The following is a 14,518-nucleotide window of genomic DNA, read 5'->3' on the forward strand; positions in this document are numbered from 1 at the left end:
GCGCCGAAGCCAGGAAGCCGCACCATGAACCATCTCGAATTCGTCGCTGCGACCTCGATCGTCCTGTTCATCGCCTTTGCGCTTGGCTGGTTCGCCTATTGGCTGCTCCATCGCTTTACCCGCATCGCGGGCGCAGACATGGGCGAGGTCGACCGCCTGGCCCAGTCGCTGCATGAGGCCGAGGAGGCCCGCGACCAGGCGCTGATCTATTTGGAACAGCGCGAGTCCGAACTGGCCAACCACATTTCGCAGGCCGAGGCCGAATTGCGGGCTGCGATGGAGGGGCTCCGCGATGCCCGGCAGGAAGCCGAGGAAATGCGCGCCTACATCGAGCGGATGAACGCGTCCTGATGTTGCAAAGGGGGCTTTCCGCCCCCTCTGCCCCTTTCGGGGCATTCACCCCCGAGGATATTTCGGAACAGAAGAAGCCTGTCAGGTCTGTCCTGTGAGGAAGCCGACAAGGGCGCTTTCGGGATCGGTCAGGTCCTCGATCACATCGAAATGATGCCGGCCCGGCGCGACATGCCAAGGGCAGGACCAGGCTTCGGAAAGCGTCCTCGCCTGCCAGAGGAACGACGGGCGTTCCTGCCCGCCAACCCAGACGAGCACCTCGCACCCCTCGCGGCGCGGCAGCAGGGCCGGGCTTTCCGCCTGCACCTCGCCTGCGTCGAGGCTAAGCGTGTCGTTCATAGAGGTCAGGCGCAGCGGATCGAGATCGGCGAGGGGCGATATGGGCGCAGACCGCACGAGCCGCCTGGCGGCCTCCGGCGAAAGCGGGAGATCGCGGCATGCGAGGCGCGCGGCCAGATGCCCGCCCGCGGAGTGTCCGGTGACACAGAGGGGGCCGGGCAGATCCGCGGCAATCCGTTCAGCGGCGGCAGCCACTTCGCGCGTCATCTCAGCGATGTGCGCCTCGGGCGCGAGCGTATAGGAGGGCATGGCGACCGCCCATCGCCGCGCGAGCAGCCCCGCGGCCAGATGCGACCAGGAGCCTTTGTCGAAGGCCATCCAGTAGCCGCCGTGGATGAAGATTGCCGTGCCCTGCGGCGATGTCTCGGGCAGGAACAGATCGTAGCGGTGCCGCTCCCCCGGCCCGTATGGCAGGTCCAGCCGGGCGCGGGGGCCAAGTCGCGCGCGGAAGGCGGCGGCCTCCGCAGCCCATCGGTCTGGGTAGCTATCCCCCCCGGGAATGAAGGCGCTGTTGGCGTAGGCGAGGTTCATGTCCACCAGACACCCCATAATTTGATCAAAATTTTCGGAATTCTGCCCCAGAGAACTGGACATCCCCCCGTCGCCCATGATTTGCATGCGCATCCACGAAATGGGAGACCCCGTCATGCTTGATTCCGTAACCGATCTGCGGTCGCTGCTGAAAGACCCGTCGCTTCTGGTCGAGAAGGCCTTTGTCGGGGGCCAATGGGTCGATGCGGATGACGGTTCGACCTTTCCGGTGACCAACCCCGCCCGCGGCGATGTCATCGCGAAGCTGCCGAACCTGACCCGCGTCGAAACCGCCCGCGCCATCGCCACCGCCAAGGAGGCGCAGAAGGACTGGGCCGCCCGCACCGGCAAGGAGCGTGCGCAGGTGTTGCGCAAGTGGTTCGACCTGATGATGTCGAACCAGGACGATCTGGCACGCATACTGACCGCTGAAATGGGCAAGCCCTTTGCCGAGGCCAAGGGCGAGGTCGCCTATGGCGCCTCCTACATCGAATGGTTCGGCGAGGAAGCCAAGCGCGTCTATGGCGAGACCATCCCCGGCCACATGCGCGACAAGCGCCTGACGGTCATCAAGCAGCCGGTCGGCGTCGTCGCCTCGATCACGCCGTGGAACTTCCCCAACGCGATGATTGCGCGCAAGGTCGCCCCGGCGCTGGCCGTGGGCTGCGCCTTCATCGCCCGCCCCGCTGCCGAGACGCCGCTTTCGGCGCTGGCGATGGCGGTGCTGGCCGAACGTGCCGGTGTGCCGGCGGGTGTCCTGTCCGTCATCACCTCGGCCCGCGCCTCGGATATCGGCAAGGAGTTCTGCGAGAACCCGACCGTGCGCAAGCTGACCTTCACCGGCTCGACCGAGGTGGGCCGCATCCTGCTGAAGCAGGCTGCCGATCAGGTAATGAAATGCTCGATGGAACTGGGCGGCAACGCGCCTTTCATCGTGTTCGATGACGCCGACCTGGATCAGGCCGTGATCGGCGCGATGGCGTCGAAGTTCCGCAACAACGGCCAGACTTGCGTCTGCGCCAACCGGATCTATGTACAGGCCGGTGTCTATGACGCCTTTGCCGAAAAGCTGGCAGCGGCCCTGGCCAAGACCAAGGTCGGCGACGGGCTGGTTGATCCGGTTGATTTCGGGCCGCTCATCAACGCCGATGCCGTGGAGAAGGTCGAAGAGCACATCGCCGACGTCATCGCCAAGGGCGGCAAGGTGGTGGCGGGCGGCCATCGCCACGAACTGGGCGGCACCTTCTTCCAGCCGACCATCGTCACCGGCGTCACGCAGGAGATGAAGGTCAGCCAGGAAGAAACCTTCGGCCCGGTCGCGCCGCTGTTCAAGTTCGAGACCGAGGAAGAAGTGATCGAGAAGGCCAATGCCACGATCTTCGGCCTCGCCTCCTACTTCTACGCCCGCGACATCGGCCGCATCACCCGCGTGCAGGAAAAGCTGGAATACGGCATGGTCGGCGTGAACACCGGCCTGATCTCGACCGAGGTCGCGCCCTTCGGCGGGATCAAGCAATCCGGCCTCGGCCGCGAGGGCAGCCATCACGGCATCGAGGATTACCTCGAGATGAAATACATCTGCCTCTCGGTCTGAAAGGCGAAGCCTATCCTGGATCGGGGCCCTCGCGGGCCCCGTTTCCATTTGGCCGGTGGCTGAAACGAGCCGGAAAGGGTCGCGGGGTGGACGGACGATCCGAGAGGCTCTCTGGCAGGGTGACGCGGCAATCCGCCTGGAGGACAGAATGCAAAGCATCGTGAAACTGCCGGATACTGCCGGTCTGGAACCCTCGACCGCCGATCTGGACGGCTGGATCAAGACCGAGGGCAACCCCTCAATGAAGACCTGGGTCCTTCACACGTCGAAGGACGGGGCGATGGTGTCGGGAATCTGGGAATGCAGCCCCGGCAGCTATCACGCGACCTACACCGCCTACGAATATGTCGTCCTCATCACCGGACGCATCGTCATCACGCCGGATGGTGGCACGCCGGTGACGGTGAAAGCAGGCGATGCCTTCGTGGTCGAGAAGGATTTCAAGGGCACCTGGAAGATCGAAGAATATGTGCGCAAGCACTTCGACTTCGTTGTGAACCAGGACTGATCCATCTGGCAGGGCGGCCCGTCCGGCCGCCCTACTCGGCGAAGACCGTCTTCCAGTCCTTCGCCATGTCCACCACGACCCAGCCCTTTGCCAGCGCATCGGTCAGCGCCTTGTCCAGCCGCCCGATCTTGCTGTCGCGGTCATAGGCCCATTCCCGCGCCGCGTCGGTATGGTGGATGATGATCCCGAAGCGGGGGCCGTCGGCAGAGGTCGTCCAGTCGAGCATCTGGTAATCGCCATCGGAATTGCCGGCTGCAAAGATCGGCCGCTGGCCGATCGAGCGCATGATGCCGATCGGCTTGCCTTCCTTGTCGTCGATGAAGGCGATGCCGGGGTCCTTCATCACCTGCGGTTTGCCGTCGACCATCTGGTAGGTCGCCTTGCCGAGCGAGCCGACGACATTGGGCGAAGGCACGCCATAGGCTTCGTCGGTGAAGCCGCGCATGAAGTCCACGCCGCCGCCCGAGACGATGTAGGTGGAAAAGCCGCTCTCGCGCAGATAGGCCAGCAGTTCCAGCATCGGCTGGTAGGTCATGTCGATGTAAGTGCGGTCCTTGGTCGGGTGCCTGGCGGTGCGCACCCATTCCCCGGCCTCGCGGCTGAAGTCCTCGACCGTCATGCCGGAATGGGTTGCGGCCATCACTTCGACCAGGGCTGCCTCACCCCCTTCGAGAAGGGCCTTCACATCGCCAGCCGCTGCGGCCTTCAACGCGGGCGTCTTCGCCCATTGCGGATCGGCACCGGCAAGCGCCTTGGCCCGGTCGAGCGCGAAGAGGAACTGGAAATACACCGGCTGTTCTGCCCAGAGCGTGCCGTCGTTGTCGAAAACGGCGATGCGATCCTTTGGCTGGACAAAGGTCGCGGCCTTGGGGTCGGTCGTCTCGTCGATGAAATCGAGTATCGCAGCGCGGGTGGCCGTATCGTTCCACGATGGCAGCGCAGAAGATTGCGCCCAAAGCGGGCCGGCAGCGAGAACAAGCAGGGCAATCAGCCGAAACATCAGGATCTCCTTTCCCAGTCAAAAGGTCAGGGATGGACCATAATGGTGCGACGCCCCGGGAAGAACCCGGGGCGTCATGTCAGGACCGGAAGCGCGAGGGACTACGCCCCGCATCCCGTTCATTTCAGCCGAACTTGCCTTTGAGGCAAGTCCGACCGGCTACTGGTTGCCCGGGCTGCCTGCGGTCACGGCTTCCATCACCCGGCTCAGGTTGAAGCTGCCCGGTTTCTGCCGCGGCGGGAAGTCCTTGAAGCTTTGCAGCCACTGTCCGACATAGGCTCCTGCCGGGGCGATGAGGAACATCCGCTCCATGTACCAGCGCTGGTAACCCATGGCATCTTCGGAACGGGCCCGCTCGAACGGGTCCATGCGCAGGTTGGTGATGACAGGGGCACGGAGTTCCACAAAGGGTTCCTGCCAGACCTTCAGACCTTCGGCCTGCTGCTCCAGGAAGCTGATCTTCCACGGACCGTAGCGCAGCGCCGCGACCGAGCCGTCATCCGTCCAATAGATGAACTCCTTGCGCGGCCATTCCCCAGCCCCCTTCAGCGCCGGGCCCAGATCGTAGCCGTCAAGATGCACCTTGTAGTCGCGGCCGTTGATGGTTTCGCCCTTGAGCAGCTCTTCCTTGACGTTGGGGTCGCCCGCGGCGGCCAGAAGCGTCGGCAACATGTCTTCATGTGCGCCGATGTCGTTGATGACCGTGCCCGGCTTGATGACGCCCGGCCAGCGGATCATTGCGGGAACCCGGTAGCCCCCTTCCCATGGCGTGTTCTTCTCGCCCCTGAACATGGTCGTGCCGCCATCGGGCCAGGTGAAGGTCTCGGCGCCGTTGTCGGTCGAGTACATGACGATGGTGTTGTCCTCGATCCCCAGATCCTTGATCTTCTGGAGGATCTGCCCGACCATTCCATCCGTTTCCACCATGCCGTCCGCATAGACACCAAGTCCCGTGACACCTTGGGATTCGGGCTTGAGGTGGGTGAAGATGTGCATGCGCGTGGTGTTGTACCACACGAACATCGGCTTGCCGTCGGCATGGGCCTTGTCCATGAAGGCAAGCGCCTTGTCGGTGACTTCCTGGTCGATCGTCTCCATCCGCTTGCGGGTGAGCGGTCCGGTATCCTCGATCTTCTGGGTTCCGTCGGGCATCGCCCAGGAATGGATCACACCGCGCGGGCCAAAGGCTTCCTTGAAAGTGCGGCCATCGGGCATCACCAGATCTGCCGGGTAGTCCGGATTCTCGGGCTCTTCCTCGGCGTTCAGGTGATAGAGATTGCCGAAGAACTCATCGAAACCATTGTTGGTCGGCAGCATCTCGTCGCGGTCGCCCAGGTGGTTCTTGCCGAATTGCCCGGTGACATAGCCGAGCGGCTTGAGCAACCCGGCGATGGTCGGGTCTTGGATCATCATGCCTTCGGGCGCGCCCGGCAGGCCGACCTTGGTCAGCCCGGTGCGGATCGGCGACTGGCCGGTGACGAAGGCGGCGCGACCGGCGGTGCAGCTTTGCTGGCCATACCAGTCAGTGAAAAGTGCGCCTTCCTCGGCGATGCTGTCGATGTTGGGCGTCTTGTAACCCATCATGCCGTTGTTGTAGGCGCTGATGTTGAACTGGCCGATGTCATCACCCCAAATGACGACAATGTTCGGTTTGTCCTGGGCGATCGCGACCATGGGCAGGACAAACAACGCCGCCCCGGTGATCGCGCCAAGTCTCAAGGCTCGTCTCCATGATCGCATTCCATTTCTCCCCTCTGAAAGGCATCTGCCAAAAAAGCGCACAGCGCTGCCGAAGACCGCAACGGGACTTCGGCATTGCACGACCACCGAGTCGATTGTTACCTTACGCGAAACTGGAGGACTGACGGCTTTGAACCAATTTGCCCCATCATCGGCCGCGGTCCTAGGGGTTCTGGCCGAGCGGGGCTGGTTGGCCGAACAGCCAGACGCCCTGCGCGACTGGATCGCACGCAACGGTCGCTGGAAGACCTACGACCGGGGTCAGACGATCTACTCCTTTGGTGATCCCGCCGATGCGCTCTATGGCCTTGGCGAAGGCGCAGTCGAGGTGACGCTGCCGCTGGTCGGTGAGGAAGAGGTCACCGTGTATCGGGCCGAACTTGGCTTTTGGATTGGCGAGGCGGCCGTCCTGGCGCGGTTACCCCGCATCATCTCGCTGCACGCGGCCACCCCCTGCCGGCTGTTCCGCGTACCGGGGGTCGCGCTGCGCAGTCTGCTCGACCGCCAGCCGGAGCTTTGGCCAGGCTTCTGCGCGCTTAGCCTGCAGAATTCGGGAACTGCGGTCCAGCTCCTGGCCGAAGCGCTTTCTTTGTCTTCTCGCGCCCGTCTGTCGCGCGTTCTGTTGCGCCTTTCCGCAAGAGACGTGCGCGTTGAGGCCAGCCAGCATGACCTTGCCCGCCTGATCGGAATGAACCGCTCGTCGCTACGCCGCGCTCTCGGCAGCCTAGAGGAATGCGGCGCAATCGAACAGAAATACGGTTCGATCATCGTGCGCGACCGACAGGCGCTTGAAGTCTTCTGTAACGAGCCCTGAATCCGATGTTCCGATTGACGTTGAACTCTCCCCCGGTTGTCTTAGTGTTCCGGGTCCTGCAGTCAGCAGCCGAGTTTGCCGCGTGATCACCGAAATCCTGATTGTCATGGCGCTGATCCTGCTGAATGGCGCGTTGTCCATGTCGGAACTGGCCGTGGTCTCGTCTCGTCCGGCCCGTCTGAAGCCATTGGCAGAGGGTGGCAGCCTGGGCGCGAAGGCTGCACTTCAGCTGGGCGGGGATCCGGGGCGGTTCCTCTCGGCCGTGCAGATCGGCATCACATTGGTCGGCGTGTTGTCGGGGGCCTTCTCGGGGGCCACGCTTGGCGCGCGCTTTTCGCTCTGGCTTGCCAACCACGGCGTTCCTGCACTCTGGGCAGACAGGCTGGGCGTCGGGGGCGTTGTCCTGGTGCTGACCTACCTTTCACTCATCGTCGGGGAACTCGTCCCCAAGCAGATCGCGCTGCGCAACCCCGAAGCCGTCGCAGTACGCGTGGCCCCGGCGATGGTCTGGGTGTCACGCGTGGCTGCCCCTCTGGTCTGGCTGCTGGATTTCTCCGGGCGGCTGATCTTGCGCCTGCTCGGCCAGGGAGGCGTGTCAAAGTCGCGCGTCACCGAGGAAGAAGTGCGGACCATCCTGGCCGAAGCCCATGTCGAGGGGGTGATCGAAACCGAGGAGCAGGAAATGCTTTCGGGCGTGATGCGGCTCGCCGACCGGTCCGCCCGCGCGCTCATGACTCCCCGGCGCGAGGTCGAGACGCTCGACATAGACGCGCCCACCTCCGAGGTCCTGTCTGAGATTCGCCGCATCGGCCGCCCGCGCATTCCGGTTCGGCGCGGCGCGGAAGAGGTGATCGGAGTCCTCTATCTGACCGACGCCTTCGCCGCTCTGTCGCAGGGCAAACCATTGAACCTGAAAGAAATGATGCGCGAGGTTCCAGTCGTGTCCGACCGCGCCGATGCGCTGGACGTGATCGAGATCCTGCGCGCCTCGCCCAATCACCTGGCGCTCGTGTATGACGAATACGGTAGCTTCGAAGGCATCATCACCACAGGCGATATCCTCGAGGCGATCACCGGCACCTTCCGCGAGGCCGTGGCCGAAGAGCCGGCGCTGGTCCAGCGGGACGACGGATCGTTCCTGATTTCGGGCTGGATGCCGGCAGACGAGTTCTGCGACAGGTTCAACATCCCGCGCGAGGAGGCGGGCGACTATGAGACCGTCGCGGGCCTGGTGATCCAACATCTGCTGCGGATGCCGGCGCTCGGCGACAAGATTTCGCTACATGGCTGGCGGATCGAGGTCATCGACCTTGACGACCGACGGATCGACAAGCTTCTCGTTGCCCGGGAGTAAGCCGCCGAAGCAACAAGGCGCGCCCGAACGGGCGCGCCTTGCGATCAAGCTCTGAACGATCAGACCGTTTCGGCTTCAACAGCCTTGGCTTCGACATCGGCGCGCTTCGAGATCTCGATGCGGCGCGGTTTCAGCGCCTCGGGGGTCTCGCGCACGAGGTCGATATGCAGCATGCCTAGCTCATGGCTCGCGCCGGTGACGCGAACATGGTCGGCCAGCGCGAAGCGGCGCTCAAAGGCACGGGTCGCGATGCCACGATGCAGGAAGGTCCGTTCGGTTTCATCGGCGGCCTTGCGGGCCGAAACGATCAGCGCGCCGTCCTTCACCTCGGCATTCAGCTCGTCAGCCGAAAAGCCGGCGACAGCGATCGAGATGCGATAGGCGTTCTCGTCGATCTTTTCGATGTTGTAGGGGGGATAGGCGGGTTGGGCCACGTCGCTGGCCAGAACGCGATCCATCAGGTCGGCGATACGGTCGAAGCCGACAGTGGCGCGATACAGCGGGGCGAGATCAAATGTACGCATATTCATCCTCATTGAGCGATGTTCAGGAACCTTCCCTTGCGGGACAGGCATTGGGCTTTTCCGGACCCGTCATGGCATCCGGATAGCAACGATCTGGGATGTGCGATCGGCGGTTTCAAGGGCCGCCGCCCCGTCAGGGCTTGATGAACCGCGCGCCTGTCGTGCTTGGGTCAGACGCCACGCCGATCCGGCGGATGGTCGGCGCAGATGAGGCGGTTGCAGGTGCCGTGGACATCAGCACCCCTTTTCCACTGCGCAGGTCTGCCTTCAGTTCAGCAATTCCGTCGGGCAGAGCCATACCGAAGGCCACAACCCCATCGGCATCGCGATGCCCTGCCGAGATGATCGACACGATCCGTGCCAGGTTGCCGCTGCGATCGAAGACCGGCGCGCCCGAGGATCCGAAATCGACATCGCAGTTGAAGCCGATCAGCCCGTCTCTTTGTCCGATCACGCCGCAGGACCGCTGCCAGGACAATGCCTGCTCGCGCCCGATCGCATAGGAAACGACGCTGACCTCCGTCACGCTTGCCGCATCGGATACAGCGAAGGGGGCGGCGACGGCCGCCGGAATGGCCTGCGCCAGTTGCAAGAGTGCAAGGTCGTTGCGGATGTTCTGTTCATTCGTCGGGCCAGCCGGATCATAATCCGGTAGCGCCACCGCCCGAAGGACGCCCGATTCCGCCACCACCTCATCGCCGCTCAAACCGGCACGAAACCGGATCGTTCCCACGTCGACGGGTTGGCCCGTCTCGCGATGGAAAAGGCAATGGGCCGCAGTCAGGACCAGATCGGTGGCGATCAGCGTGCCGGTGCAGAAACCTTCATTTCCGATCTCGACCCTGCCGACCGCTTCCCATCCCAACACCTCGTCTCGGCGGCTGAGTTGGTCCAGACCTGAATTGGCCGCTGCGATCGAGGGAAACGCCAGACAGGCGAATGCGAGCAGCACCCGCAGCCTTGTCATGGCGACGCCGAAATGAACTTGGCGCCCCCCGCGGTGCCCCCCGAAAGCGAGATCACCTTGGCGCCAGACCGTGGCAATGCCGGCGCGGTCCCCTCAAGCGCGGCCATGACCACGCCAAGCGGTTCCTCCAGCGAAACGCCAAGCGCGACCTTGCGCCCATCGAGTTCGGCCTTCGCCGAAATGACCGAAACGACCTGTTCGACCCCGTCCTTCAGCGCGAAGACCGGCGCGCCGGACGATCCGAAGTCGACATCGCAGGTCAGGACCAGCACCCCCGGCTGTTCACCAAGAACATGGCACAACTGCTGGAGCGAAGGCGCCTCGGACCGGTCCTGGGCATAGGAAACGACACCGACCGCGTCGCCGTCGAGTGGCTGCGGTCCCGTGCCGAAAGGCGCGATGGACGGCAGACGGATTGGCTGATCCAGTTCAAGCAGCGCCAGATCGGTTCCCACGCGATCCAGCCGATTGACCGCATCGAAGGTGTATTCGGGATGCACGACCATGCGCCGGATGCCGCGATAGGCCTCGGCGCGACCGTTGCGCCACCCTGCCAAAAACTCGATCTCATCCGCCGTGAAGGCGCGACCACTTTCCTTGTCGAACATGCAATGGGCCGCCGTCAGCACCAGTTGCGGTGCGATCAAGGTGCCGGTGCAGAAGCCGCGATCGCCCAGATTGAGCCGTCCGACGGCATTCCACCCTCGACTGTCATCCCCCGTCTGAAGCCTCCGAAGCGGACTCTCGTCCGCAAGGGCAGCCACCGGCAGGAACAGGGCCAGCAGGACAGTCAGAAAGGCAGGGCGCATTGAGGGACTCCGCTCGTCCCTTACAGGAGTAGCCGCATGTTGAGGCAGATTTAAGGCCGCGTGTTCACAAGCGCACGCGGCTGTGGCCCTCCGGTCGCCCAATCCAGCAGCTCGACCGTATGCACCACGGGAATCGTGGTCCCCGACCCGATCTGCATCATGCAGCCGATGTTTCCCGCGGCGATAACCTGCGGGCTGCGTGCCTCGATGGTCGCGACCTTCCTCGCCCTGAGTTCCCCGGAAATCTCGGGCTGAAGCAGGTTGTAGGTACCCGCCGAGCCGCAGCACAGGTGACTGTCCGCCGGTTCGACAACCTCGAAGCCGGTCTGCTTCAGCAGGTCTTTCGGCGCGGTCTTCACCTTCTGGCCGTGTTGCAGGGAACAGGCCGCATGATAAGCGACCCGCAGCCCTTTTGGCGCCCCTGATGGCAGGCCCAGCTTCACCAGAAGCTCCGAGACATCGAGCGCGCGCGCCGAGACCTCTGCCGCCTCCGTCGCGAGCGGATCGTTGCGGAACATATGGCCATAGTCCTTCACGGTCGTGCCGCAGCCCGAGGTATTGATGACGATGGCATCCAGACCCCCGCTGCGGATCTCGGCAGTGTAGGCCGCGATCATGCGGGCCGCGGTCGCATGGGCCTCATGCTCGCGGCCCATGTGATGGGTCAGCGCCCCGCAGCAGCCCTGCCCCTTCGCGATCACCACCTCGCAGCCAAGCCGCCGCAGAAGCCGGATCGTCGCATCGTTGATGTCGGTGTTCAGCGCCTTCTGTGCGCAGCCGGTCATCAGCGCGACGCGCATCCTGCGGGGGCCTTCCGCGGCAAAGACCTGGGGATCGTCGTTGCGACTGACCGACGGCAGGTGATCCGGCGCCATGGCAAGCATCGCCCTGATCCGCCGATCGGGGATCAGCCTGGCAATGGGCCGTCCAAGGCGGGCGCCCAGGAGGGCGATGCGAAAGCGCGTCGGGTGCGGAATAACCTTGGCCAGAGTCCAGCGCAGGATGCGGTCGGACAAGGGGCGCCGATAGGTCTTCTCGATATGGGCCCGGGCATGATCGACCAGATGCATGTAGTGCACGCCCGAGGGGCAGGTTGTCATGCAGGCGAGGCAGGACAGGCAGCGGTCGATGTGCTTTACCGTCTTTTCGTCCGCCGGACGCCCCTGCTCCAGCATGTCCTTGATGAGGTAGATGCGCCCGCGCGGGCTGTCGAGTTCGTCGCCCAGCACTTGATAGGTCGGACAAGTCGCGGTGCAGAATCCGCAATGCACACAGGTGCGCAAGATTTCGTTCGCGCGCGCGATGCCCGGATCGGCCAACTGTTCGGGGGTGAAGTTCGTCTGCATCGGGGCTTAGTCCATCAGGCCGGGGTTCAGGATGCCGCGCGGGTCGAATCTCGCCCTGAGGCCGCGTGTAAGCGCCGCAATCGGTGGCGCCTCGGGTGGAAAGGCCGGGATCATCGCACGGATCGGCTCGGAGGCCCGCACCAGCGTCGCATGGCCGGCGATGGGGCCGAGACGCGCACGCAGGTCGGTTCCCTCGCTGACCAGGGCCCAGATCAGGCCGCCCCCCCAGTCAAGCTGCAGCGCCTCTGCGTCAAGCCGATCCAGCAGCCCGGGTGCTGTTGACGGGGCGACCGACAACCGCCAGACGTCCCCCTCCCGCCCATGAAAGGCCTTCACATCGCGGATCTCTGCCCATCGCCCGGCCGATGCGGTGCCCAATTCCACTTGCGGATCGCCCCACCGGCCCAGTAACTCCGTCAACCGCCCGACACGATAGCGCACCGACAGATCCAGCCCTTCGACCCGGAACGCGGTCGTTCCATCGACCTGACGGGCCGCGCCCGTCACCTCGAAGGGCGAGCCAAGCGCCGCCGACATGGCCTCGACCGCCCGGACCGGATCGAGATCGGAGAGCAGCAGCGTCGCCTCGGCTTCAGGCGCGGGGAGCACCTTGAAGCTCACCTCACTCAAGACGCCGAGGGTGCCGTAGCTGCCCGCCACGAGCTTCACGAGGTCATAGCCGGTGACGTTCTTCATCACCCGTCCGCCGTTCTTCACGATGGTGCCGCTTCCGTCGACGAAGCGCACCCCGATCAGGCTGTCGCGGCAGGCACCCGCCTGCACCCGGCGAGGACCTGAGGCATTGGCGGCAACGACCCCGCCGATGGTGGATTGCCCCTCGCTCCCCAGAAGGCCGCGCATATCCGGGGGTTCGAAGGGCAGCCGCTGGCCTTCCGCCGCCAGCACCGCCTCAATCTCCGCCAGCGGCGTGCCCGCCCCGGCCACCAGTGTCAGCGCGCCCGGCTCGTAAAGGCGGATGCTCGAAAGCTCGACGGTCTCAAGCCTCTCACCTGATGCTGCCCGCCCGATCATCCGGGTCCCGCCACCCCGGATTGCCAATGGGCCATTCGCGGAGCGGATCAATTCGGCCAGTTCGGTCTCGGACTGCGGACGCATCTGCCCCTGCTTCTTCTGTTCACAAATATCCCACGGGGGTGCGGGGGTGTGAAATCCCCGCTTCCGCCCTCTCAACCCGCGCGCCGCCCGGCCGTCAGCTCCAGCGGAAACACCTTGGCCGGGTTCATCAGCCAGGACGGATCGAACACGTCCTTGACCCGCATCTGCGCTTCCATGTCGGCGGTCGAGAACTGCACACTCATCAGGTCGCGTTTCTCGACCCCGACCCCGTGCTCGCCGGTCAGGCAGCCACCGACCTCGACGCAAAGCCTCAGGATCGCCGCACCAAAATCCTCGCAGCGTTCAAGGTCGCCGGGCTTGCTGGCATCGAACAGGATCAGCGGGTGCATGTTGCCATCGCCGGCATGGAAGACATTCGCCACATCCAACCCGAATTCGCGGCTCATCTCGCCGATCCGGCGGAGCACCAGCGGCAGGGCCGAGACCGGAATGGTCCCGTCGAGGCACATGTAATCGTTGATCTGCCCCATCGCCCCGAAGGCCGATTTCCGCCCGAGCCAGATGCGCCGGCTCTCCTCTTCGCTCCGGCTTTCGCGGAGCTCGACCGGATCGTGCCGCCGGGCAATTTCCATGATCCGTCCCAGCTGGTCATCGATCTCGGCTTCCGAGCCCTCGACCTCGACGATCAGAAGCGCCTCGCAGTCCGGATAGCCCGCATGGGCGAAATCCTCGCAGGCCCGGATACAGGGACGATCCATGAATTCGATCGCGACGGGCAGGATGCCCGCCTTGATGATGTCGCTGACGCAGGCCCCTGCCACCTCGTTCGAGGCGAAGCCCATCAGTACCGGCCGCGCGCCTTCGGGCTTGGGCAGGATGCGAAGCGTGGCCTCGGTCACGACGCCAAGCTGGCCTTCCGAACCGCAGACGACACCCAGAAGGTCTAGCCCGCCCGGATCCATCCACGGCCCGCCAAGCTCGACCACGGTGCCGTCCATCTGCACCAGCGTCACGCCCAGAAGGTTGTTGGTCGTCACCCCGTACTTCAGGCAATGCGCTCCGCCGGAGTTCATCGCGATGTTGCCGGCAATGGCGCAGGCGAGCTGGCTGGACGGATCGGGCGCATAGAAGAAGCCGTCCGCCTCGACTGCGCCGGTCACCGAAAGGTTCGTACGGCCGCTCTGCACGCGGATGTATCTGTCGGCGTAATTCGTCTCGATCACGGCGTTCAGCCGCGCCACGCCCAGGATCACGCTGTCAGCTGTAGGCAGTGCCCCACCTGCCAGTGATGTTCCGGAACCGCGCGGCACCACCGGTACCCGCTCATCGTGGCAAATGGCGAGGACCGCCGATACTTCGGCCGTGCTGCGCGGCAAAACGACGGCGAGCGGCGGGCAACGATAGGCGGTCAGCCCGTCGCATTCATAGGCGCGGGTTTCGGTCGGAGCATCGATCACGGCATCCGCAGGCAAGGCCGCGCGTAGACGGGCGACGATCGCCGACTTGCGGTCAAGGAGCCTGGCATCGGGCACCGGCATCTGCATCGTCGCTCTCCCTTGAATCC

The 14,518-nt window shown here is 64.5% G+C and carries 14 protein-coding genes; 5 read left to right on the plus strand and 9 right to left on the minus strand.

Going from position 1 to position 14,518, the window contains the following annotated elements; genetic code table 11:
- Positions 1-24: 24 nt before the first annotated feature.
- On the plus strand, positions 25-351 hold the full coding sequence (locus tag L0V05_RS01320) for an ATP synthase subunit B family protein (protein ID WP_234867647.1): 327 nt from the start codon (positions 25-27) through the stop codon (positions 349-351).
- Between the two features lie 81 nt (positions 352-432).
- Here the strand turns inward: L0V05_RS01320 and L0V05_RS01325 are convergent, their stop codons facing one another.
- Positions 433-1,221: an alpha/beta hydrolase gene (locus L0V05_RS01325; RefSeq protein ID WP_234869168.1), complete on the minus strand. Its 789-nt coding sequence runs from the start codon at positions 1,219-1,221 to the stop codon at positions 433-435.
- A gap of 115 nt (positions 1,222-1,336) precedes the next feature.
- On the opposite strand from L0V05_RS01325, the gene L0V05_RS01330 reads away from it, so the two are divergent.
- Together L0V05_RS01330 and L0V05_RS01335 are read left to right on the plus strand one after the other, a co-directional pair.
- Positions 1,337-2,815, plus strand: coding sequence for an NAD-dependent succinate-semialdehyde dehydrogenase (locus L0V05_RS01330; protein ID WP_234867649.1), 1,479 nt, complete (start codon positions 1,337-1,339; stop codon positions 2,813-2,815).
- Between the two features lie 148 nt (positions 2,816-2,963).
- Positions 2,964-3,323, plus strand: coding sequence for a cupin domain-containing protein (locus L0V05_RS01335; protein WP_234867651.1), 360 nt, complete (start codon positions 2,964-2,966; stop codon positions 3,321-3,323).
- A gap of 31 nt (positions 3,324-3,354) precedes the next feature.
- Here the strand turns inward: L0V05_RS01335 and L0V05_RS01340 are convergent, their stop codons facing one another.
- Both L0V05_RS01340 and L0V05_RS01345 read right to left on the minus strand, forming a co-directional pair.
- Positions 3,355-4,323 (minus strand): HAD family hydrolase, encoded by a 969-nt coding sequence (locus tag L0V05_RS01340; protein WP_234867653.1) that lies wholly within the window; start codon positions 4,321-4,323, stop codon positions 3,355-3,357.
- Between the two features lie 159 nt (positions 4,324-4,482).
- Entirely contained in the window at positions 4,483-6,063 is a 1,581-nt protein-coding gene (locus L0V05_RS01345) for an arylsulfatase (protein ID WP_234867655.1), read from the minus strand.
- Positions 6,064-6,193: 130 nt separating this feature from the next.
- Between L0V05_RS01345 and L0V05_RS01350 the strand changes: the two genes are divergently transcribed.
- Entirely contained in the window at positions 6,194-6,877 is a 684-nt protein-coding gene (locus L0V05_RS01350) for a Crp/Fnr family transcriptional regulator (RefSeq protein WP_234867657.1), read from the plus strand.
- Positions 6,878-6,959: 82 nt separating this feature from the next.
- Positions 6,960-8,231: a hemolysin family protein gene (locus L0V05_RS01355; RefSeq protein ID WP_234867659.1), complete on the plus strand. Its 1,272-nt coding sequence runs from the start codon at positions 6,960-6,962 to the stop codon at positions 8,229-8,231.
- A gap of 59 nt (positions 8,232-8,290) precedes the next feature.
- Here L0V05_RS01355 and L0V05_RS01360 read toward each other — a convergent pair whose 3' ends face one another.
- The 6 genes from L0V05_RS01360 to L0V05_RS01385 all read right to left on the minus strand — a co-directional run bounded on the left by L0V05_RS01360 (position 8,291) and on the right by L0V05_RS01385 (position 14,498).
- Positions 8,291-8,755, minus strand: a complete 465-nt coding sequence (locus L0V05_RS01360; RefSeq protein WP_234867664.1) for an Hsp20 family protein — start codon at positions 8,753-8,755, stop codon at positions 8,291-8,293.
- A 133-nt stretch (positions 8,756-8,888) separates the two neighbouring features.
- The gene (locus tag L0V05_RS01365; RefSeq protein WP_234867666.1) at positions 8,889-9,722 is read right to left on the minus strand and encodes a trypsin-like serine peptidase; all 834 of its coding nucleotides are present in this window, start codon (positions 9,720-9,722) and stop codon (positions 8,889-8,891) included.
- A complete protein-coding gene (locus tag L0V05_RS01370) occupies positions 9,719-10,531 on the minus strand; it encodes a trypsin-like serine peptidase (RefSeq protein ID WP_234867668.1) in 813 nt (270 codons plus the stop codon). The genes L0V05_RS01365 and L0V05_RS01370 overlap by 4 nt, the downstream gene beginning before the upstream one ends.
- Positions 10,532-10,581: 50 nt before the next feature.
- Positions 10,582-11,877, minus strand: coding sequence for a glycolate oxidase subunit GlcF (glcF, locus tag L0V05_RS01375; RefSeq protein WP_234867670.1), 1,296 nt, complete (start codon positions 11,875-11,877; stop codon positions 10,582-10,584).
- A 6-nt stretch (positions 11,878-11,883) separates the two neighbouring features.
- The gene (locus tag L0V05_RS01380) at positions 11,884-12,993 is read right to left on the minus strand and encodes an FAD-binding protein (protein WP_234867672.1); all 1,110 of its coding nucleotides are present in this window, start codon (positions 12,991-12,993) and stop codon (positions 11,884-11,886) included.
- A 71-nt stretch (positions 12,994-13,064) separates the two neighbouring features.
- Entirely contained in the window at positions 13,065-14,498 is a 1,434-nt protein-coding gene (locus L0V05_RS01385) for an FAD-linked oxidase C-terminal domain-containing protein (protein WP_234867675.1), read from the minus strand.
- Positions 14,499-14,518: the final 20 nt, after the last annotated feature.

It is taken from the genome of Alitabrizicola rongguiensis, assembly GCF_021491355.1.
Taxonomy (GTDB): domain Bacteria; phylum Pseudomonadota; class Alphaproteobacteria; order Rhodobacterales; family Rhodobacteraceae; genus Aliitabrizicola; species Aliitabrizicola rongguiensis.